Here is a 20,783-nt window from a genome sequence, read left to right as displayed (position 1 = left end):
CCCTAACGGGTCGAGGTTGCCCGGCCATGACCCGAATGTTTCGTGGGTGTTACACCCCCTGCGCCTGCTACCGGGTGGGCGCATAGGCTTTCGGTGTGGTCGACCGCAAGGACATCGGGTCCTGGCTCGAAGGGCCGGGTTCGCGCTCAGGCGCCCCCTCGGCATACCCGGGGGAGCGCCTCGGTATGCCGCGCGACGGGGCGGGTTCGCTCGGCCGGTTCGGACGGCGCCTGGTCGGCGTCCTCGTGGACTGGACCGTCTGCCAGCTCATCGCCTTCGCGTTCTTCAGCGTCCCCCTGCCGTTCGCGGGGGTGGCGACCAGCCGAGACACGGCCGTGCTGCTGGGACTGTTCGCGGTGGAGAACCTGCTGCTCGTCGGCACCCTCGGCTCCACGCTCGGCCACCGCCTGGTGGGGTTGCGTGTGCAGTCCACGGACGGCCGGATCCCCCGACCGTTCCAGACCCTCGTGCGCACGGTCCTGCTGTGCCTGTTCCTTCCGGCGATGTTCTGGGACAAGGACGGCCGCGGCCTGCACGACAAGGCCGCCGGCACCGTCATCGTCCGCAGCTGACCGCGGTCACCCTCCGCAGCTGACCGCGGTCACCGCCCGGACCTGAGCACGACCTCGCGGATCCGGGTCGAGGCGTCACCGAGGATGTCGACGATCTCCTTGGTCTGCTCGGAGGTGAGGCCGTGCCGCTTCCACGCGTCCCGCGCCTCCTGGCGCAGCTGGTGCACGGCCTGCTCGAGGTCTCCGAGCCCACCGGTGTCGCGAGGGGGTCGGTCGTTCCAGCCCTCGTGCCCGCCGACCGGGGTCGCGGTGCGCCGGGCCTCCTGCGCGGCGGCCCTCAGCTCGGCCCGCAGGTCGCTGCTCTGTCCGCGGACCCGCGAGCGCACCTCCTCGGCGAGCGAACGCACCGACAGGTCGAGGTCGGACTCGAGGCTGGACAGGTCGTCGCGGCGGTCCCGGACCTCGGCCCGCCCGGCCTCGGTGATCCGGTAGACGGCCTTGCGCCCCTCATCGGTGCGCTCCACCAGTCCTTCCTCCTCGAGCTTGGCCAGCCGCGGGTACACCGTGCCGGCGCTGGGGGAGTAGAGCCCGTTGAACCGCTGCTCGAGGTCCTGGATCACCTCGTAGCCGTGCCGGGGGCCGTCGTTGAGCAGCGCGAGCACGTAGAGGCGCAGCTGTCCGTGCGCGAAGACGGGACTCACGCGGGGCTCCCGGCGGGGGCGGCCAGCACGACGACGTTGCCGGACACCGCGTTGGCCTTGAGCTGCAGGCTCCCTGCGCCGTCGGAGAGCCGACCACCGGACGGGCGGGAGAACTTGTCGATCGTGCGGCCGTCGATGACGACCTGTCCCGAGGCGAGGTTGGCCTTGACGTCATACCCGTCGTGCGGGGCCCGCACCGTCACGTCCCCGGACACCGACGTCGAGCCGATGGAGGTGGTGGCGTTGACGAGGTCGAGGGTGACGTCGCCGCTGACGGTGTGGATGCTGACCTCGGGCACGTCGCTGCGCTGCGCGGTGACCGCGCCGGAGACCGTGTTGACCTTGAGCGGCCCGTTGAGCCCGTCACACTCGATCTCGCCGCTGACGGTGTTGATGTCGACCGGGCCGACGATGTCGTCCAGCGTCATCGAGCCGGACACGGTGTTGGCCTTGGCCCCGGCGCGCAGCCCGGCGAGCAGGGCGCCCGCACTCACGGTGCTCACGGTCGTCCGGGTGTCCTCGGGGACCGAGATGCTCAGCGCCACCCGGTTGTGCTCCAGGCCGTCGAACGCCTGTCGCACCTTGTCGAGGATCCGCGACCCGTCGACGCCGTGGGTGATCTTCAGCTTGTCGCCGTCCCACACGACACGCAGCGGCATGCCGTGCACCTCGGCCACCTCCACGCGGGCCGTGGGGGAGTCGCTGTGGGTCACCACGTCGACCCGGCCGCCGACGACGGCGACGCTGAGGGCACGCACCTGCTCGCCCTCGCCGCCGATGTCGAGCACTCGGGGGGAGTCGATCGACCAGTCCTGGCTCATGGGGTTTCCTTTCCGTCGTTCGCGTTATATCGCGTCTTGGTCACTCACGTTATATCGCGTATGCCGCGAGGGCAAGACCCTGCCAACCCCGTCGCCCGGCCGGGTGCGGCTTTGGCAGACTCGCCCGGGTGACCTCCCACCGCATCGCCCTGTGCACCTGGTCGGACCCGGCCTACGTCGACCCCGAACCCCGTGAGGCGGCCGCCCTGCTCCGCGCCAGGGGCCACCGGGCGGACGTCGTCGTGTGGCACGAGGAGGTCGACTGGAGCAGCTACGACCTCGTCGTGGTCCGCTCGACGTGGGACTACTTCGACCGGCTCCAGGAGTTCCTCGCCTGGGTGGACCGCGTCGACGTGGAGAGCCGGATCATCAATCCCCCCAACGTGATCCGGTGGAACGTCCACAAGGGCTATCTCGCCGAGCTCGGCGCTGCGGGGGTCCCGGTGCTGCCCATGCTCGTCCTGCCGCAGGGTGCCGTGGACGTCGCGGCCCGCATCGGTGCCACGGGCTGGGACAGGGTCGTCGTGAAGCCCGCGGTCGACGGGGGCGCCCGCCAGGCGGCCCTGGGTGAGGCGGGCTCGGAGGCGCTCGTCGCGCACGCCGAGCGCATCGCGGGGGTCGGGGACGTCGTCGTCCAGCCCTATGCGCCGGGCATCGAGCAAGGGGAGGTCTCGCTGTTCCTCTTCGACGGTGAGGTGTCGCACGCGGTCCGCAAGGTCCCGGCGTCCGGCGACTACCGGGTGCAGGCCCACCACGGCGGCTCCGAGGAGCCGCACGTCGTGACCGAGGCGGAGCTCGCCACGGCCCGGGCCGCCCTGGCCCTCGCCCCCGCGGGCGTCGTCTACGCCCGCGTCGACCTCGTGGAGCACGAGGGGGTCCCCACCGTGATGGAGCTCGAGCTCATCGAGCCCGACCTGTTCCTGCGCGCGGACGAACGGGCCCTCGAGCGGTTCGTCGACTGCGTCGAGGGGCAGCTGCCCCGCGCCTGAGCGGGGCCCGTGACCGAAAGGTCACGGGAAGGTCACGAAATGGGAACCCTCCCATGGACCCCTTGACGGTACCCACCTGCTCGTCGCACTCTGTTCGGGAGCGCTCCCATGAGGGGGCCCGACGAAAGGTGCAACGGTGCACTCACGTTCTCGCTGGCTGCTGCCGGCCACCGTCCTGCTCACCACGGCCTCCCTCACGGCAGCGTGCGGAGGTGGCGGATCGGCCTCCTCGTCCTCGGGCGGGAAGGTCACCCTGCGGGTGAGCACGTTCGGCAAGTTCGGCTACACGGACCTCTACACGCAGTACATGAAGGACCACCCCAACGTCACGGTCGTCGAGACGGCCGAAGGCGACCTCGGCAAGTACAACACCCAGCTCATCCAGCGCATCGCCGCCGGCTCCGGTGCGGGCGACGTCGTCGCGATCGAGGAGGGCCAGGTCGTCAACTTCCTCCAGAGCGCCGACAAGTTCGTCAACCTCCAGAAGTTCGGGAGCAACGAGCTCAAGGACAACTGGCTCCCCTGGAAGTACACCAACGCCACCACGGCCGACGGCAAGACGACCATCGGGCTGGGGACCGACGTCGGCGGGTTGGCGATGTGCTACCGCAAGGACCTGTTCGAGAAGGCAGGCCTGCCGACCGACCGCGTCGAGGTCGGCAAGCTCTGGCCGACCTGGGACGACTACATCGCCACCGGCCAGAAGTACCAGGCCGGGATCAAGGACCCCAAGGCGAAGTTCGTCGACAGCGCCACGAACACCTACAACTCCATCCTCATGCAGTCCGGGGACCACACCTACTTCGACAAGAGCAACGCGCTCGTCATCGAGTCCAACCCGGCCGTGAAGTCGGCCTGGGACGAGTCGCTGAAGATGGTCGACACGGGTCTGTCGGCCAAGCTCAAGGCGTTCTCGCCCGAGTGGAACGCCGGCTTCAAGAACGGGTCGTTCGCGACGCTCGCCTGCCCCGCCTGGATGACCGGCTACATCAAGGACCAGGCCGGTGCGGCGAACACCGGGAAGTGGGACATCACCACGGTCCCCGGCGGCGGTGGCAACTGGGGTGGCTCGTGGCTCGGCGTGCCGACGCAGAGCAAGCACCAGAAGGAGGCGGTCGAGCTCGCCAAGTTCCTCACGACCGGCCAGAGCCAGCTCGCGGCGTTCAAGGCGGCCGGCAACCTCCCGTCGAACCCCAAGCTCTACTCCGAGGCGGCCCTGAAGGACGCGAAGAACGAGTACTTCAACGACGCCCCCGTCGGTGAGCTGTTCGTCGCCGGTGCCGCCAACCTCAAGCCCGTCTACCTCGGCGCCAAGAACCAGCCGGTCCGCGACGCCGTGGAGAACGCCATGCGCAGCGTCGAGGGTGGCCAGCGCAGTGCGGCCGACGGGTGGTCCGAAGCGGTCAAGGCAGCCACCAAGGCCGCGAAGTAGTCCTCGTGACCTCGACGACAGCAGCACCCCCAGCGGCGCCACCGGGTCCTCGCCCGGCCGGGTGGCGCCGCTGGCTGCGCCGCGCTGACGCGCGGTACACGCCCTACGCGATGGTCTCCCCGTTCTTCCTGCTCTTCGCGGTGTTCGGGTTCTTCCCGCTCGTGTACACGGCCTGGGTCTCGACGCACGACTGGAGCCTGCTCGCCGGTGACCAGGGCTTCGTCGGGCTCGGCAACTACCGCGAGCTGATGGCGGACGGGGACTTCTGGAACGCCATGCTCAACACCGTCGCGATGTTCGTCATCGCGACGGTGCCACAGCTCGTCCTCGCGATGGTCCTCGCCCAGCTGCTCAACTCGCGGCTGCGCGGAGCGACGTTGTGGCGCATGGGGATCCTGCTGCCGAACGTCACCTCGGTCGCCGCCGTCGGCATCATCTTCACGATGATGCTCAGCCGTGACTTCGGCCTGTTCAACTGGCTGCTGGGCCACGTGGGGGTCGACCCGATCGCGTGGCAGGACCACCGGTGGTCCTCCTGGCTCGCGATCTCCACGATGGTCGACTGGCGCTGGACGGGGTACAACGCGCTGATCCTCCTGGCGGCCCTGCAGTCCGTGCCCACGGAGATCTACGAGGCGGCCCGGATCGACGGGGCGAAGGCCTGGCGGACGTTCTGGTCCATCACCGTGCCGATGCTGCGACCCACGCTGATCTTCGTCTCCGTCGTCGCCACCATCGGTGGCACCCAGCTGTTCACCGAGCCCCTGCTGTTCAACCCGGGCGCCAACTCCATCGGTGGCGGGACGACCGGGCAGTTCCAGACCGCCGCGATGTACCTCATCCAGCAGGCGTTCACGGGCCAGCGGTTCGGGTACGCCGCCACCGTGGCCTGGGTGCTGTTCCTGTTCATCGCGGTGTTCTCGGCGGTCAACGTGCTGCTGCTGCGCCGGATCCGATCGGCCGAGTGAGGACCCCCATGCCCCCGACCCAGACCCAGCCCCCGACGCGCACCCCGGCGCCCGTTGCTCCGTCGCGCGCCGTGGCCGCACGCGGAACGGACGGTGCCGTGGCCCCACCGGTGAGCAGGCGCCATACCCGCTCGCTGCGACGGGCGGCGGACCGGAGCACCGGTGCCACGCCGGCGACCCCGCTCGTGTACCTGACCCTCGCGATCTCCGTGCTGCTCGCCGCCGGCCCGCTGTACTACATGGTCGTGATGGCCTCGCGCCCCAACAGCGACATCACGTCGATCCCGCCACCGCTCACCCCGGGTGACCAGCTCGGCGAGAACATCTCGCGGGTCTTCGCCAACCAGGACGTGATGTTCGCCCAGGCGATGGTCAACTCGGTCCTCGTCGCCGGGCTGGCCACGGTCTCGGTCGTGGTGCTCTCCGCGCTGGCCGGGTTCGCCTTCGCGAAGCTGGCCTTCAGGGGCCGGAACGCGTTGCTGCTCATCGTGATCGGCACGATGATGGTGCCGGTCCAGCTCGGCCTGGTGCCGCTCTACATGCTCATGGGCAAGCTCGGGCTGGCAGGCACGCTCCCGTCCGCGCTGCTGCCGTTCCTCGTGAGCGGGTTCGGGGTCTTCATGATGCGGCAGTACGCCGCCCAGGCCATCCCGAACGAGCTCATCGAGGCCGCGCGCGTCGACGGAGCCTCCACGACCCGGATCTTCTTCTCGATCGTGTTCCCGATCCTGCGACCGGCCGCGGCGGTCCTCGGGCTGCTCACGTTCATGGAGCGGTGGAACGACTTCCTGTGGCCCTACCTCACCCTCGACGCCGAGCACCCGACCGTGCAGGTCGCGCTGTCCCGGCTGTCCGGCGGCTACTACACCGACCAGGCGCTGGTCATGGCCGGCACCCTCCTCGGGACGCTGCCGCTCGTCATCGTGTTCATCGTGTTCGGCCGCCAGATCATCGGCGGCATCATGCAGGGCGGAGTCAAAGGATGACCATGGACCTGTCGCGCAGCGACTTCCCGGACGGCTTCACGTGGGGCGTCGCCACCTCGAGCTACCAGATCGAGGGGGCCACGACCGAAGGAGGTCGCGGCCCGTCCATCTGGGACACCTTCTCGGCGACGCCCGGCCGGGTGGTGGGGGGCGACAGCGGCGCGGTCGCCGTGGACCACTTCCACCGGTACGCCGAGGACGTCGACCTCATGGCGTCGCTCGGCGTCGACGCCTACCGCTTCTCGATCGCCTGGCCGCGCGTGCAGCCCACGGGTTCGGGGCCGGTCAACCGCCAGGGGCTCGACTTCTACAGCCGGCTCGTCGACACCCTCCTCGAGCGCGGGATCACGCCGTGGGCGACGCTCTACCACTGGGACCTCCCGCAGCCGCTCGAGGACGCCGGCGGATGGCCGGTGCGTGACACCGCGCACCGGTTCGCGGAGTATGCCGCGCACGTCGCCGACGCGCTCGGCGACCGGGTCGGGCACTTCATCACCCTCAACGAACCGTGGTGCTCGGCGTTCCTCGGGTACGGCTCGGGACGGCACGCCCCCGGGCGGTCGGACGCGGGGGCGGCCCTCGCGGCGTCGCACCACCTGCTCCTCGGACACGGCCTCGCGGTCCAGGCCCTGCGGGAGCGGGCGCCTGACGCCGAGGTGGGCATCACGCTCAACCTCTACCCGGTTGCGCCGGCCCACGACGGCCACGGGACGCAGGACGTCGTCCGGCGCGTCGACGGCCTGTCCAACCGGTGGTTCCTCGACCCCGTACTGCGCGGCAGCTACCCGCAGGACGTCGTCGACGACGTCGCCCACCTGACGGACCTGTCGTTCGTGCACGACAGCGACCTCGCGGCGACCAGTGCGCCCCTGGACTTCCTCGGGGTCAACTACTACACGCGGCACGTGGTGGCACCCGGCGCCCTGCCCGGGACCGGCGAGGTGGACTTCGCCTCCCGCGGGCTGCCGACGACCGCGCTCGGGTGGGAGGTCGATCCCGAGGGCCTCGCCGACATCCTCCAGAGGGTCACCCGGGACTACGGCCAGATCCCCCTCGTCATCACCGAGAACGGTGCGGCGTTCGACGACGAGCTGGTCGACGGACAGGTGCACGACGCGGAACGGGTCGACTTCCTGCGCAGCCACCTCGAGGCGGGCGCGAAGGCGATCGCCGGCGGGGTGCCGCTGCGCGGCTACTTCGCCTGGTCGCTCATGGACAACTTCGAGTGGGCCGAGGGCTACGCGAAGCGGTTCGGGATCGTGCACGTCGACTTCGACACCCAGGAGCGCACGGTCAAGGACAGCGGGCGCTGGTATGCCGCGTTCCTCGCCGGGAAGCGCACGCAATACTGACCCCATGACGAACGGCGTGACCACCGGCACGACCAACGGCACGACCAACGGCTCGAGCGGGCAACCCACCCTCGAGGCGGTTGCTGCCCGTGCCGGGGTCGGGCGTGGGACCGTGTCCCGCGTCATCAACGGCTCGCCCCAGGTCTCGGAGCGGACCCGCGTCCGCGTGCTGCGTGCCGTCGACGAGCTCGGGTACGTGCCCAACATGGCGGCGCGCGCCCTCGTGACCCGCCGCACCGGGGCCATCGCGCTGGTCATCTCCGAGTCCGAGGAGCGCATCTTCGGTGAGCCGTTCTTCGCCGGGGTGGTCCGGGGGATCACGACGGTCGTGGGGGAGGCGTCCCGCCAGCTGGTGCTGGCACTGGTGCAGACCCGCGAGCAGGTCGACCGGCTCGACTCCTACCTGACGCCCCAGCACGTCGACGGGGTCCTGATGCTCTCCGCCCACGACGCCGACACGCTGCCGGGGCTGATCCAGGGGCGCGGGCTGCCGATCGTGTTCTGTGGGCGCCCGAACGGGCTCGCGGACGCGAGCTACGTCGACGTCGACAACAGCGGGGGAGCGCGCGACGCGGTGGCGTACCTGCTGTCCCGGGGACGCTCGGTCGTGGGGCACATCGGCGGTCCGCAGGACATGATCGCCGGCCGTGACCGGCTCGAGGGATACCGGGCCGCCGTGGCGACCGCCGGGCACGAGGTCGACGACTCGCTCGTCGAGCTCGGTGACTTCAGCGAGGCCAGTGGCGCCGCCGCCATGCGTGCGCTGCTGGCCCGACGTCCCGACGTGGACGCGGTCTTCGCGGCGAGCGACCCCATGGCCCTCGGAGCGCTGCGGGTGCTGCGGGAGGCCGGACGCGTGGTGCCGGACGACGTCGCCCTGGTCGGGTTCGACGACGGACCGCTCGCCGAGGTCGCCGAACCACCCCTGACGACGGTGCACCAGCCGATGGAGCAGCTGGGACGCGAGATGGCGACCATGCTGCTGGCCCAGATCGGCCACGGTGACGGCCGCGTCGACGAACAGCTGGTGCTCGACACCGAGCTGGTCGAGCGCGCCTCCACCTGAGCGTTCGGTCGCCGGTCGGGCCGGCGGCGCGATCAGCGGCCGCGCATGGCCTTGCGGTCGATGCGGGCGCGCTGCGGGTCGATCCCCTTGGGGACGGGCGGGCGCATCCCACCGAGGGACTTGAGCCGCTTGTTGACCGCGGAGACCTCTTCCTTGGTCAGCACGGGCTTCATGCGCGTCATCTTGTTGCTGAGCTTGCGCACCGGCACCTGGTCGGCACCGTCACCGACGACGATCGCGGAGATCGGGACGCCCGGGGCCACCCGCTCGACCTTCTTGCGCTCCTGGGCGATGAGCTTGGTGCGACGGGCGTCCGGACCCTCCGCGACGAGGACGACGCCGGGACGGCCGATCGCGCGGTAGACGAAGGCCGCGCCGTGCATGTCCTCGGGGCGGGTGCCCCGGGCGCCGTCGATGGCCACCGGCTCCTGGGAGAAGAACCAGCCACGACGCAGCGCACCGAGTGCGGCGCCGGCCGCACCGGGCTGGCCCTCGAGGCTGGCGTACGCCGCGCGCTCCGCCCGGCGGCTGAGCACGAGGGTGGCGGCGAGCAGCCCGAGCGGGATGCTCAGGACGAGGGCGTACGTCCAGTGACCGACGAGGACACCGATGGTCGTGCCGACCGCGAGGACGGCGACGAAGGCGAGCAGCATCCACCACGGGATGGTCGGGTCTGCCTTCCGTGCCGCCGTGAACACCTGGCGGATCTGGGAGAACCGGCCCTGCTTCTTCGGGGTGTCGGACTCTTGCTTCTTCTCGCGGGCCATGGGGGTCAGGATACGGGTGTCAGGCGGGTGCACCCAACGCGGCCGGCGTGCGTGCGGCCACGAGGGAGGCGGCCTCCTGGCGGGCCGGGTCACCGGCGGCGTCGGCGAGGTGCTGGAGGTGCTCGGGGATGTCGCGTCCCCACTTCTTCATCGCGGTCGCCCACAGGCGGCCGGCGCGGTAGGACGACCGCACGAGGGGGCCCGCCATGACGCCCTTGAAGCCCATCTCCTGCGCCACGTCGGACCAGTGCACGAACTCCTCCGGCTTCACCCAGCGGTCGATCGGGTGGTGCAGCTTGGAGGGACGCAGGTACTGCGTGATGGTGAGGATGTCGCAGCCCGCGTCGTGCAGGTCGCGGATGGCCTGCTCGACCTCGTGGTCCTCCTCGCCCATCCCGAGGATGAGGTTGGACTTGGTGACGAGCTCGGCCTCGCGCGCCATCGACAGGACCTGGAGGGACTTGTCGTAGGTGAACGCGGGGCGGATCTGCTTGAAGATGCGCGGCACGGTCTCGAGGTTGTGGGCGAACACCTCGGGCCGGGCGTCGAAGACCTGGCCGACGAGCTCGGGCTTGGCGCCGAAGTCGGGGGGAAGGATCTCCACACCGGTGGTGGGGTTCTTGGCGTGGATCTGGCGGATGGTCTCGGCGTAGAGCCAGGCAGCGCCGTCGGGCTGGTCGTCACGGGCGACACCGGTGACGGTGGAGTAGCGCAGTCCCATCGTGGCGACCGACTCGGCCACACGGCGCGGCTCGTCGCGGTCGAGCGCCTCGGGGCGGCCGGTGGCGATGTCGCAGAAGTCGCAGCGGCGGGTGCACACGTCACCGCCGATGAGGAAGGTCGCCTCCTTGTCCTCCCAGCACTCGAAGATGTTGGGACAGGCGGCTTCCTGGCAGACCGTGTGCAGACCCTCGGTCTTCACCATGGAGTGCAGCTTCGTGTACTCCGGGCCCATCTTCGCGGTGGTCCGAATCCACTCCGGCTTGCGCTCGATCGGGGTCTGGGCGTTGCGCGCCTCGACGCGCAGCATGCGCCTGCCCTCGGGTGCCACGGTCACAGCAGACTCCCTCGCCTTGCGTTCGGTGCGCCTCCGGCGGCCGGTATGCCGCGGGGCACGGGTGCGCCCGGAGGTCACCGGGCGTCCCTCAAGACTACGTCAGCGCCGTTCGAGGTATTCCGCCACCGTCCTGCGGTGGGGAAATACCTCGATCCGGCGGTGGGGAGAGGGCTGGGTGAAGCCCGGGTCGGTCAGGCGGGGGCGAGGACGTCGGCGAGGTGCTTCTCGGCATACGGGAGGACGTCCTGGACGGTGACCACCCGGCCGGTCTCGCGGCTGATCGAGCTCACCCCGGCGTCCTCGATCCCGCAGGCGATGATGTTGTCGGCCCACGAGAGGTCGGCGTCGCAGTTGAGCGCGAAGCCGTGCATCGTCACCTGACGGCTCACGCGCACGCCGATGGCGCCGAGCTTGCGGTCCGGGCCGCGGTCGTCGGCGAGCACCCACACCCCACTGCGTCCCTCGACCCGCACCGTCTCGACGCCGAACTCGCGACAGGTGCGGATCATCACCTCCTCGAGGCGACGGACGTGGGCGACCACGTCGATCGGCACCCCGTGGAGGCGGACGATGGGGTAGCCGACGAGCTGGCCGGGACCGTGCCACGTGATGAGCCCACCCCGGTCGACGTCGATGACCGGGGTCCCGTCGACGGGACGCTGCTGGGGCTCGGTGCGCTTGCCCGCGGTGTAGACGGCGGCGTGCTCGAGCAGGAGCACGGTGTCCTCGTCGCCGGCGACGACCCCGGCGTGGACCTCGCGCTGGTGGGCCCAGGCCTGCTCGTAGTCGACGAGGTCAGGGGAGAAACCGACGTGCTCGAACCGCATGGCCCCTACGTTACGCCCGCACCGACGGCGCCTTGAGCCGGACCGGCTCGAGGCGCTCCTCGACGGCGGTGTCGCCGTCACGCGTGACGAGGTAGGCCCCCTTGCCGTCCGTCTCGGTGACCGCCCCGGCGAGCTCGGTGCCGTGGTAGACGAGGCCGACGCCGTCGTCGGTGCAGTGCGTCGTCGGCAGGGTGCCGTCGGCGACGAGCTGGTGGACCAAGGGGCGGCGGCGCTCCTCGGAGTCGTAGTGGACGCCGTTGCCGTAGGGGAGCAGGGCCAGGCCGTTGGTGACCGCGCGCAGCTCGGGGCCGAACGAGTCGGTGGTGCCGCCGCGGTACCAGCAGATCGAACCAGCCGAGACGCCGGCGAGGACGACGCCCGCGCGCCAGACCCGCTCGAAGATCTCGTCCAGCCCGTGCACCCGCCAGACGGCCAGGAGGTTCGCCACCGAGCCGCCGTTGACCCACACGACGTCCTGCTGAAGGAGGTGGCCCTCGACGTCCTCGACGTTCGGCATCGAGAAGAGGTTGAGGTTGCTCAGGTCGAACCCGGCGTGGCGACCGGCCTCGTCCATCCAGCCGTTGAAGTAGGCCTGGTCCCCTCCGGCGGTGCCGAGGTGGGTGATGCGCGGGGCGCGTCCCTCGGCGCCGGACAGCTCGACCGCGTGGTGCACGAGCGAGTTGAACTCGAGGCGGATGCGGGAGCCGTAGCGGTAGCCACCCGAGGTGGCCAGGATCGTGGGCTGGTCTGCAGGCATGGCCCCGACTCTAGGACGGCTGCTGACGGCTGCCCGCGCCCGGGCCTGTGGACAACCGGGCAGGGGGTGCCGCGTCCGTGGCCAGACTGAGGTGGTGGACCCGGACGACGAGACCCGTGCCGACGAGCAGGCGCCACCGCGGGTGCCCGGCTACACGTTGGGCGCCCGGATCGGGGCCGGTGGCAGCGGTGTCGTGTGGGCGGCCACCCGCGACGGCGACGGGTCGCCGGTGGCGGTCAAGGTCGTCCCGGTCGGTGTGGGCGAGCAGGCGGACGCGGCGGTCCGCGAGCTCGGGGTGCTCGGCCGCGTCGAGGTCGACGGCCTGGTGCGGTTCCACGAGGCGGTGGCGCTCCCCGGCGCGGACCAGCGGGTGGCGCTGGTCCTCGACCACGTGGCCGGCGGGTCGCTGGCCCGGGTGGTCGGGGCTCGCGGGCACCTGAACGTGGGGGAGTCGGTGACCGTCCTGGCACCCGTCGCGCGAACCCTTGCGGGCCTGCACGCCGTCGGGGTGCAGCACGGCGATGTCACGCCGGGCAACGTCCTGCTCGAACGCTCGGGTCGCCCGTTGCTCGCCGACCTCGGGGTGGCCGGGTTCGTCGGTGAGGCGCCGGGGCACGCGGTCGGCACCGCGGGGTTCGTGGCGCCGGAGGTCGTGGACGGCGGTCCCGTCACCCCGGCTGCCGACGTGTATGCCGCGGGGGCCCTGGCCTGGTGGTGCGTCACCGGGCAGGCCCCCGAGCCCGTCTCCTGGCGGCCCCCGCTCGAGACGCTCGCCCCCGAGGTCCCCGACGCGTGGCGGGACGTGACGACGCGGGCGCTCGCGGCCGACCCGGCGGACCGCCCGAGCGCGGCGGAGCTCGCCCTGGCGTGGTTCGACTCGGCGCCCTGCGAACCCGTGCGGCTGGTCGTCGGCACGGACGAGACCTCGTTGCTGACGCAGCGGCTGCGCCGAACACCGTCCGACCACGAGGCGGCACCGGGGGTCGCCGCGCCGGTGGAGGTGGGGACGTGGCTGCGGCGGTCGAGGACGTGCCTGGAGCGGCCGAGGACGAGGGCCGGGGTGGCCGGGGCGGGACTGCTGTCGGCGCTCGTGCTGGGGGCCCTGCTGGCGACGGGGGTGGTTCGGTCGCCGGGGTGGCTCGGACCGGGCCGCCCGACGGACGACCCCGCGCGCGTTGCGAGGTCCACGGAGCGCGGGGCGCCGGCGGCCGGCCCGCGAGCGAGCCCGATGACGCGGATCCCTTCGCCGTCCGTGTCGCCACGGCACGCGCAACGGGACCACCGGGCGCCGACGCTCGCCCCCCTGGCCCTGGTCCAGGAGCTGGCCACCCTGCGGGCCGAGGTCATGGTCAGCGGCCGCGACGACGACCTGGCCGACCTGGACGCCCCCGGTTCGGCCGCCCTGGACCGCGACACCGCAGACCTGCGCCGGGTCCGCGAGGCCGGGGTGGCCTACGCCGGCGTCCGGCTGACCGTGCGGTCGGCACGTCCCGTCACCGTGACCACGCGGTCGGCGACCGTCGAGGCGGTCGTCGACACGGCGGCATACCGGGTCGTGTCGGCGACCGACGCACGGCGGGTGGTGCGCAGCGAGGCGGCGGTGCGGGGGCAGGCCCTGCGGTTCGTCCTGGTGTGGAGCGGGGGGCGCTGGCTGGTCGAACGGGTGGAGGCAGTCGCGTGACGAGTGGCTGGTGGGTCTCAGGACTGCTGCGCGAGCACCCAGCGCAGGGCGGAGGCGATGTCGGGGTCGCGGTGGGTGAAGCCGGAGGCGGTGAGTCGCTGAGCGACGACCCGCTTGCTCGTGAGGATCTCGTCGGAGAAGCCCCCGAGCACGAGCTTGATGCCGAAGGCGGGCGCCGGGAAGATCGCCGGCCGGTGGATCTGGCGGCCCAGGGCCCTGGCGATGTCGATCTGGCGATCGGGGGTGGGGGCCACGAGGTTGACCGGACCCTCGACCTCGGGGTGGTCGACGAGGTGGGCGAGCCCGGCGACGGTGTCGCGCAGGGAGATCCACGGCCACCACTGACGGCCGTTGCCCAGCGGGCCGTTGATGCCGAGGCGGGCCAGCGGCAGCATGCGGGACAGGGCGCCGCCCTCGGGGGAGAGCACGATCCCGGTGCGCGGGTGGGCCACCGAGAGGCCTGCGTCGCGGGCAGGGTCCGCGGCTGCCTCCCAGGCGCGGACGACCTCGCTGAGGAAACCGCCGCCCAGGGGGGAGTCCTCGGTGAGGACCTCGTCACCCCGGTCGCCGTAGACACCGACCGCCGACCCACTGACGAGGCGCACGGGCTCGCCGAGGTCGGCCAGCGCCGTGGCGATCGTCGTGGTGCCGTCGACGCGCGAGCCGAGGATCTGCTGCTGGTAGGAGGGGGTCCAGCGGTGGTCGCCGACCCCGGCCCCGGCGAGGTGCACGACGGCCGTCACGCCCGAGAGCGCCGCGGGGTCGAGCAGCCGGGCGGCGGGGTCCCAGCGGACCTCGTCGGGTTGTTCGGGCGCCCGACGGACCAGGCGCACCACCTCGTCGCCCCGCTCGCGCAGGAACGCCGACAGCGCGCTGCCGATGAGGCCGGTGGAACCGGTGACGGCAACGCGCTGCGGCATGAGTGCTCCTGGTGAGGTGGGGAAGGTCAGAGCCCGAGGTCGGACTCGAACCCGCCCTCCTCGAGACGCGTCTTCATCGTGGTGAGGAAGCGCGCGGCATCGGCACCGTCGACGACCCGGTGGTCGTACGACAGGGCCAGGTAGACCATCGACCGGACCGCGATCGTCTCGCCGCCGTCACCGTCGGACACCACGACCGGGCGCTTGACGACCGCGCCGGTGCCGAGGATGGCGACGTTGGGCTGGTTGATGATCGGGGTGTCGAACAGGGCCCCCCGGCTGCCGGTGTTGGTCAGCGTGAAGGTGCCGCCGCCGAGCTCGTCCGGGCCGATCTTGTTGGTGCGGGTGCGCTCGGCGAGGTCGGCGATCTTGCGGGCCAGCCCGGCGATGTTGAGGTCGCCGGCGTCCTTGATGACCGGGACGAGGAGGCCACGCTCGGTGTCGACGGCCACACCGAGGTTCTCGGTGCCGTGGTAGGTCACCTCGGTGCCCTCGACGCTGGAGTTCACCGACGGGTGGGCCTTGAGCGCCTCGACGGCCGCGAGGGCGAAGAACGGCAGGAAGCTGAGCTTGGTGCCCTCGCGCTGCGCGAACTCGTTCTTGGCCTTGGCCCGCAGCCGCGCGATCTTCGTGACGTCGACCTCGACCACCGTGGTCAGCTGGGCCGAGACCTGGAGGGACTCGACCATGCGCTTGGCGATGGTCTGGCGCAGCCGGGACATCTTCTCCGTGGTGCCGCGCTTCGGCGAGACCGAGGCCGAGCCCGATGCCGGGGCCGCCGACGAGGTCGACGCCGCGGGAGCGGCAGCAGGGGCAGCAGCCGCCGGGGCGGGAGCCGCCGCGGCCTTGGCGGCCTCCTCGGCAGCCTTGGCGGCGTCGAGCACGTCCTGCTTGCGGATACGGCCACCGACGCCGGTCCCCTTGAGGGAGCCGAGGTCGACCTTGTTCTCGGCCGCGAGCTTGCGCACGAGCGGTGTGACGTAGGCCGACGCGTCCTGGCTGTCGCCCGACGACTGCGCAGCGGGTGCGGACTCGGGGGCGGCAGCAGCCTGCGGCGCAGGAGCAGCGGGGGCCTCCTGCTTGGGGGCCTCCTCCTTGGGGGCCTCCTCCTTGGGAGCCTCCTGCTGGGGAGCCTCCTGCTTCGGCGCCTCGGGCTCGGGAGCGGGTTCCGGCTTGGACTCCTCCTTCGGGGCCTCGGCCTCCTTGGGGGCCTCGGCGGGCGTGCTGTCGCCCGAACCGCCGGACGAGCCGGAGCCGCCGATGATGGCGAGCTCGCCACCGACGGGGACGGTGTCGTCCTCCTGGACGAGGATCTTGGTGAGCGTGCCGGCGACCGGCGAGGGGATCTCGGTGTCGACCTTGTCGGTGGAGACCTCGAGCAGCGGCTCGTCGACCTCGACGGTGTCGCCCTCGGCCTTGAGCCAGCGGGTGACGGTGCCCTCGGTGACGGACTCGCCGAGCGCCGGCATGGTGACCGTCTCACCCGAACCATCGCCACCCGAACCAGAGCCACCGGCGGCGGAGGACCCGCTGTCGGAGGAACCACCGTCGGAGGACCCGCTGGCAGCAGCGGCCTCGGGCTCGGAGGTGGACTCCTGCGGCGCCTGCTCGGTCGAGGGAGCCTCGGCCGGCGGCTCGTCGGACTCCGCCGACGCCTGCTCGGCGGAGGCCCGCTCGCCCGCGTCCTGCCCGGCGTCGCCGGACTGGTCGCCGGAGTCGCTGCTGCCGCTGTCGCTGCCGTCACCGATGACGGCGAGGTCGGCGCCGACGGGGACGGTGTCGTCCTCGTTCGCCAGGATCTCCTGGAGGACACCCGCGACGGGCGAGGGGATCTCCGTGTCGACCTTGTCGGTGGAGACCTCGAGCAGCGGCTCGTCGACCTCGACGGTGTCGCCGACGTTCTTCAGCCAGCGCGTCACGGTGCCTTCGGTGACCGACTCACCCAGGGCCGGCATGGTCACGCGTTCAGACATGTCCCTCTATCTCCTTGTTTCGTGTTCGCTGGCGGATCAGCAGTGCGTCTAGTTGTGGGCGTGCAGGGGCTTGCCGGCGAGCGCCAGGTGCGCCTCACCGAGGGACTCGTTCTGGGTCGGGTGGGCGTGGATCAGCCCGGCGACGTCGGAGGGCAGCGCCTCCCAGTTGTAGATGAGCTGCGCCTCGCCGATCTGCTCACCCATGCGGGCGCCGATCATGTGGATGCCCACGACGGGACCGTCCTTCTCGCGCACCAGCTTCACGAACCCCTGCGTCTGCAGGATCTGCGACTTGCCGTTGCCGCCGAGGTTGTACTCGTACGTCTCGACCTCGCCGTACTTCTCGGCCGCCTGCTTCTCGGTGAGGCCGACCGAGGCGATCTCGGGGTCGCAGTAGGTGACTCGCGGGATGCCGAGCTCGTCGATGACGGCCGGGGCCAGTCCCGCGATCTCCTCGGCGACGAAGATGCCCTGGGCGAACCCACGGTGGGCGAGCTGCAGCCCGGGGACGATGTCGCCGACGGCGTAGACACCCTCCACGCCGGTGCGCAAGCGCTCGTCGGTGGTGACGAAACCACGGTCGAGGGTGACGCCGGCCTCGGCATACCCGAGGCCCTCGGTGACGGGCCCACGGCCGACGGCGACGAGGAGCAGGTCGGCCTCGATGGTGGCGCCGTCCTCGAGCGAGACGGTCACGGTGTCGCCCGACTGCGTCGCGCCCGCGAACCTGACCCCGGTCCGGAACGCGATCTTGCGCTTGCGGAACGAGCGCTCGAGCGTCTTGGAGACGGCCTCGTCCTCGGCGGCGACGAGCCGGGGAAGCGCCTCGACGATGGTGACCTCGGAACCGAACGAACGGAACACCGACGCGAACTCGACCCCGATGACGCCGCCACCGAGGACGACGACGCGCGGCGGTACGAAGTCCAGCGCCAGGGCCTGCTCGCTGGTCATGATCCGACCGCCGATCTCCAGGCCGGGCAACGACTTCGCGTACGAGCCGGTGGCGAGGACGACGTTGCGGCCGCGGACCGCTCCACCGTCGACCTCGACGGTGGAGCGGTCGACCAGGCGCCCGGCGCCCTCGACCAGCTCGATCTTGTGGGCCTTGGCCAGGCCCTGCAGGCCCTTGTAGAGGCGCGCGATGACGCCGTCCTTGTAGGCGTTGACGCCGGACATGTCGACCGACTCGAAGGTCGACTTCACACCGAACTGCGCACCCTCACGGGCGGTGTCGGCGACCTCGGCCGCGTGCAGGAGCGCCTTGGTCGGGATGCACCCGACGTGCAGGCAGGTGCCACCGAGCTTGTTCTTCTCGACGAGTGCGACGCTCAGTCCGAGCTCGGCCGCACGGAACGCGCAGGCGTAGCCGCCACTTCCTCCACCCAGGATGACTACATCGAAGATGGTCTCGGCGTCAGCCGACATGCTCGCTCCCTCGCGTCGTGGGCACTGGGTGGTCCTCGTCGACGGTGGAGCGGCCAGGTCGTGACCAGCCCGGGATCGACACAGTGCATCTTGTCACTGTTTGGAGTGCGGGGCGCAAGCAGGTCCACGTCCGTGCAATGGCAGCAGTTGCACAGTCCGTCCCCCTATCGTTGGGTCATGGCGTGGTGGAAGCGGGGACACAAGGGCTCCGGACGTGGTCCGTCCGACGGACCCAACATGGCGGTGGACCAGCAGGCGGTGCGCAAGCACTTCGCCGACTTCACCCAGAGTCGTCGCGGGGTCGAGGCCTACGTCGAGCCACCCACCAACGTCACGGCGACGACGGTGATCCTCATCGCGCACGACGGCGAGTGGACTCGTCGTGCGGCCGGTTCCCGGCAGGCAGCCTTCGAGCTGGCAGGGAGCCTGGGCGTCCCGGTGTACGACGTCCTCCAGACCGGGTACCCCAACCGCATGCGGGAGTGGAACTCCCGCCAGCGCAAGAAGGACTGACGCGCCATACCGGTGGCGTCGCGAGGCACGACGCGCGCTCGACCCGAGGGGATATGCGGTGGTGCCCCCCGGAGCCGGGATGCGAAGGTTGACCCACGGCGGGTCCGCACGCGGCCCGCGCCGCACGAGCAGCAGGAGGGCACGATGGCCAAGTCCGACGGTGCGAAGTCCCAAGGATCCACGGGGCCCAGCGAGGAGATGAAGCGCAAGTTCCGCGAGGCCCTGGACAAGAAGCAGTCGCACGCAGGGCGCGACGTGTCCGATGACAGCGAGCACGGCAAGGTCGACCACGCCCAGGGCGCGGCGACGAGCGCGACGCAGCAGATGTTCCGGCGCAAGAGCGGTGGCTGAGGCGGCTCGACCGCACTCCTGATCCACGCCTGGATATATCTGCAGAGGGGCCCGTCCGATCCGGACGGGCCCCTCTGAGTTGCCGGTATGACGGGTGGCCGGCCTGCCGGTCACCCGTCCGCCGCGTCAGCCGGCGTAGCCCTCCACGAGCGACAGCAGGGTCGCGACGCCGTAGCCGGTCGCGCCCTTCGGCGTGTAGCCGTAGGGCGCGCCCTCGTTGAACGACGGGCCGGCGATGTCGACGTGGGCCCACGGGGTGCCCTCCTCGACGAACTCGCTGAGGAACAGGCCGGCCGTGAGCATGCCGCCCCAGCGCTCGCCCTTGTGGGAGAGGTCGGCGACCGCGGACTCGAGCTGCGAGCGCAGGTCGCTCGGCAGCGGCATCGGCCAGGCGGCCTCGCCCGATCCGTCGGCGGCGGCGCGGACCCGGTCGCGGAAGGCGTCGTCGTTGGCCATGATCCCGGCGACCCGGCCACCGAGGGCCACCATCTGCGCGCCGGTGAGGGTGGCGATGTCGACGATGGCGTCGGGGTTCGCCTCGCCCGCGAGGACGAGGCCGTCACCGAGCACCATGCGGCCCTCGGCGTCCGTGTCGAGGATCTCGACCGTGGTGCCGTTCCGCATCGTCACGACGTCGCCGGGACGCTGCGCGCTGCCGCTCGGCATGTTCTCGGCGAGGCACAGGTAGCCGGTCACCGTGACGGGCAGGCCCAGCTCGGCGGCCGCGAACACGGTCGCCGCGACGGCCGCTGCTCCGGCCATGTCGGACTTCATGGTGAGCATGGAGGCCGGGGGCTTGATGCACAGGCCGCCGGAGTCGAAGGTGATGCCCTTGCCGACGAGCGCGACCGAGTGCCGGGCGCCGGCGGGGGCCCACGTCAGGGTGACGATGCGGGGCGGGTTGACCGAGCCCTGGCCGACGCCGACGATCCCGCCGAAGCCGCCCTTCTCGAGCGCCTTCTCGTCCAGCACCTTGATGGTGACCTTGGCCTTGGCGGCGGTGTTGCGCGCCTTGACCGAGTCGGCGAACGACTGCGGGAAGAGGACGTTCGGCGGGGTGTTGACCAGGTCGCGGGCGTAGGCCTTGGCGTCCGCGAGCACCGCGGCGCGGGTCGCCGCCGCCTTGACGGCCTTGAGCCGCGCGTCGGCGGTGACCACCGTGATCGTGGTGACACCCTCGTCCTTCGCCGCGGCCTTGGTGCCCTTCGCACGGGAGGCCTTCACCGGACCGCGGATCCCGCGGTAGTGGTAGGCACCCAGGGCGGCGCCCTCGGCGACCGCCGCGACCGACTCGACGCCGGAGGCGGGCAGCGCCACGACGACCCTGCCGGCCTTCTTCACGGAGCGGACGGCGGCGCCGGCGGCGCGGCGCAGGACCTCCGCGTCGAACGACGTGGTGCGGGCGGTGGCGGAGCCCAGACCGGTGAGCACGACGCGCGGGGCGGCGACCGAGGGCACCGCGGCGAGGGTGAGGACCTCCTCGGGCTTGCCGGTCGCGTGCAGGGCCGCGAGCTGCGCGGCCACGTGGGCGGCGGCGTCGCGGGGGAGCCCCTGGCCGGCGGCGAGGGCCGCGGAGCCGGAGTCGTCGACCGTGCCGAGCACGACGACGTCGGCCTTGAGGTCGTGGGCGGATCGGTCGGAAACGTTGACGGTGGTCACGTTCGCATCCTTCGTGTGGTGTG

The 20,783-nt window shown here is 71.6% G+C and carries 20 protein-coding genes; 10 read left to right on the top strand and 10 right to left on the bottom strand.

Features of this window, described 5'->3' with window-relative positions:
- Positions 1–95: 95 nt before the first annotated feature.
- Positions 96–572, top strand: a complete 477-nt coding sequence (locus ASC58_RS00730) for an RDD family protein (RefSeq protein WP_056914936.1) — start codon at positions 96–98, stop codon at positions 570–572.
- A gap of 29 nt (positions 573–601) precedes the next feature.
- Here ASC58_RS00730 and ASC58_RS00725 read toward each other — a convergent pair whose 3' ends face one another.
- Both ASC58_RS00725 and ASC58_RS00720 read right to left on the bottom strand, forming a co-directional pair.
- The gene (locus ASC58_RS00725; protein ID WP_056918082.1) at positions 602–1,213 is read right to left on the bottom strand and encodes a PadR family transcriptional regulator; all 612 of its coding nucleotides are present in this window, start codon (positions 1,211–1,213) and stop codon (positions 602–604) included.
- Positions 1,210–2,034, bottom strand: a complete 825-nt coding sequence (locus ASC58_RS00720; protein ID WP_056914934.1) for a DUF4097 family beta strand repeat-containing protein — start codon at positions 2,032–2,034, stop codon at positions 1,210–1,212. The genes ASC58_RS00725 and ASC58_RS00720 overlap by 4 nt, the downstream gene beginning before the upstream one ends.
- 128 nt (positions 2,035–2,162) lie before the next feature.
- Here ASC58_RS00720 and ASC58_RS00715 point away from each other — a divergent pair, with 128 nt between their 5' ends.
- The 6 genes from ASC58_RS00715 to ASC58_RS00690 all read left to right on the top strand — a co-directional run bounded on the left by ASC58_RS00715 (position 2,163) and on the right by ASC58_RS00690 (position 8,827).
- Positions 2,163–3,023: a RimK family alpha-L-glutamate ligase gene (locus ASC58_RS00715; protein ID WP_200947698.1), complete on the top strand. Its 861-nt coding sequence runs from the start codon at positions 2,163–2,165 to the stop codon at positions 3,021–3,023.
- A 136-nt stretch (positions 3,024–3,159) separates the two neighbouring features.
- Positions 3,160–4,455, top strand: coding sequence for an ABC transporter substrate-binding protein (locus ASC58_RS00710; protein ID WP_056918081.1), 1,296 nt, complete (start codon positions 3,160–3,162; stop codon positions 4,453–4,455).
- Between the two features lie 5 nt (positions 4,456–4,460).
- Positions 4,461–5,423, top strand: coding sequence for a carbohydrate ABC transporter permease (locus ASC58_RS00705; protein WP_056918080.1), 963 nt, complete (start codon positions 4,461–4,463; stop codon positions 5,421–5,423).
- 8 nt (positions 5,424–5,431) lie between these two features.
- Positions 5,432–6,409: a carbohydrate ABC transporter permease gene (locus tag ASC58_RS00700; protein ID WP_082552810.1), complete on the top strand. Its 978-nt coding sequence runs from the start codon at positions 5,432–5,434 to the stop codon at positions 6,407–6,409.
- 2 nt (positions 6,410–6,411) lie between these two features.
- Positions 6,412–7,761 carry a GH1 family beta-glucosidase gene (locus ASC58_RS00695; RefSeq protein WP_200947697.1) on the top strand — a complete coding sequence of 450 codons (1,350 nt, stop codon included), beginning with the start codon at positions 6,412–6,414 and terminating at the stop codon, positions 7,759–7,761.
- 4 nt (positions 7,762–7,765) lie between these two features.
- The gene (locus tag ASC58_RS00690; protein WP_056914930.1) at positions 7,766–8,827 is read left to right on the top strand and encodes a LacI family DNA-binding transcriptional regulator; all 1,062 of its coding nucleotides are present in this window, start codon (positions 7,766–7,768) and stop codon (positions 8,825–8,827) included.
- A 32-nt stretch (positions 8,828–8,859) separates the two neighbouring features.
- On the opposite strand, the gene ASC58_RS00685 is transcribed toward ASC58_RS00690, so the two are convergent.
- The 4 genes from ASC58_RS00685 to ASC58_RS00670 all read right to left on the bottom strand — a co-directional run bounded on the left by ASC58_RS00685 (position 8,860) and on the right by ASC58_RS00670 (position 12,235).
- Complete coding sequence (locus ASC58_RS00685; RefSeq protein ID WP_056918079.1) at positions 8,860–9,594, bottom strand: DUF4191 domain-containing protein; 735 nt, start codon at positions 9,592–9,594, stop codon at positions 8,860–8,862.
- Positions 9,595–9,613: 19 nt separating this feature from the next.
- Positions 9,614–10,651: a lipoyl synthase gene (gene lipA, locus ASC58_RS00680; RefSeq protein WP_056914928.1), complete on the bottom strand. Its 1,038-nt coding sequence runs from the start codon at positions 10,649–10,651 to the stop codon at positions 9,614–9,616.
- A 191-nt stretch (positions 10,652–10,842) separates the two neighbouring features.
- The gene (gene lipB / locus ASC58_RS00675) at positions 10,843–11,478 is read right to left on the bottom strand and encodes a lipoyl(octanoyl) transferase LipB (RefSeq protein ID WP_056914927.1); all 636 of its coding nucleotides are present in this window, start codon (positions 11,476–11,478) and stop codon (positions 10,843–10,845) included.
- Between the two features lie 10 nt (positions 11,479–11,488).
- A complete protein-coding gene (locus ASC58_RS00670) occupies positions 11,489–12,235 on the bottom strand; it encodes a peptidase E (RefSeq protein WP_056914926.1) in 747 nt (248 codons plus the stop codon).
- Positions 12,236–12,329: 94 nt separating this feature from the next.
- Between ASC58_RS00670 and ASC58_RS00665 the strand changes: the two genes are divergently transcribed.
- Positions 12,330–13,916, top strand: coding sequence for a serine/threonine-protein kinase (locus ASC58_RS00665; RefSeq protein WP_056918078.1), 1,587 nt, complete (start codon positions 12,330–12,332; stop codon positions 13,914–13,916).
- Between the two features lie 17 nt (positions 13,917–13,933).
- Here ASC58_RS00665 and ASC58_RS00660 read toward each other — a convergent pair whose 3' ends face one another.
- From ASC58_RS00660 to lpdA, 3 genes are read right to left on the bottom strand one after another with little or no spacing between them, the layout of a single operon-like run.
- Positions 13,934–14,836 (bottom strand): TIGR01777 family oxidoreductase, encoded by a 903-nt coding sequence (locus tag ASC58_RS00660; protein WP_056914924.1) that lies wholly within the window; start codon positions 14,834–14,836, stop codon positions 13,934–13,936.
- Positions 14,837–14,862: 26 nt separating this feature from the next.
- Positions 14,863–16,809, bottom strand: a complete 1,947-nt coding sequence (sucB, locus tag ASC58_RS00655; RefSeq protein ID WP_056918077.1) for a 2-oxoglutarate dehydrogenase, E2 component, dihydrolipoamide succinyltransferase — start codon at positions 16,807–16,809, stop codon at positions 14,863–14,865.
- A gap of 48 nt (positions 16,810–16,857) precedes the next feature.
- The gene (gene lpdA, locus ASC58_RS00650) at positions 16,858–18,237 is read right to left on the bottom strand and encodes a dihydrolipoyl dehydrogenase (RefSeq protein WP_056918076.1); all 1,380 of its coding nucleotides are present in this window, start codon (positions 18,235–18,237) and stop codon (positions 16,858–16,860) included.
- Positions 18,238–18,414: 177 nt separating this feature from the next.
- Here lpdA and ASC58_RS00645 point away from each other — a divergent pair, with 177 nt between their 5' ends.
- Together ASC58_RS00645 and ASC58_RS00640 are read left to right on the top strand one after the other, a co-directional pair.
- Positions 18,415–18,750 (top strand): hypothetical protein, encoded by a 336-nt coding sequence (locus tag ASC58_RS00645; RefSeq protein ID WP_056918075.1) that lies wholly within the window; start codon positions 18,415–18,417, stop codon positions 18,748–18,750.
- A gap of 144 nt (positions 18,751–18,894) precedes the next feature.
- On the top strand, positions 18,895–19,101 hold the full coding sequence (locus ASC58_RS00640) for a DUF5302 domain-containing protein (RefSeq protein ID WP_056918074.1): 207 nt from the start codon (positions 18,895–18,897) through the stop codon (positions 19,099–19,101).
- 126 nt (positions 19,102–19,227) lie between these two features.
- Here ASC58_RS00640 and ASC58_RS00635 read toward each other — a convergent pair whose 3' ends face one another.
- A complete protein-coding gene (locus tag ASC58_RS00635; protein ID WP_056918073.1) occupies positions 19,228–20,760 on the bottom strand; it encodes a leucyl aminopeptidase in 1,533 nt (510 codons plus the stop codon).
- Between the last annotated feature and the right edge of the window lie 23 nt (positions 20,761–20,783).

This window comes from Phycicoccus sp. Root101 (assembly GCF_001426245.1).
GTDB lineage: Bacteria > Actinomycetota > Actinomycetes > Actinomycetales > Dermatophilaceae > Pedococcus.
The sequence above is the reverse complement of the archived record's forward strand: the minus strand, read 5'-3'. Positions and strand labels throughout refer to the sequence as shown.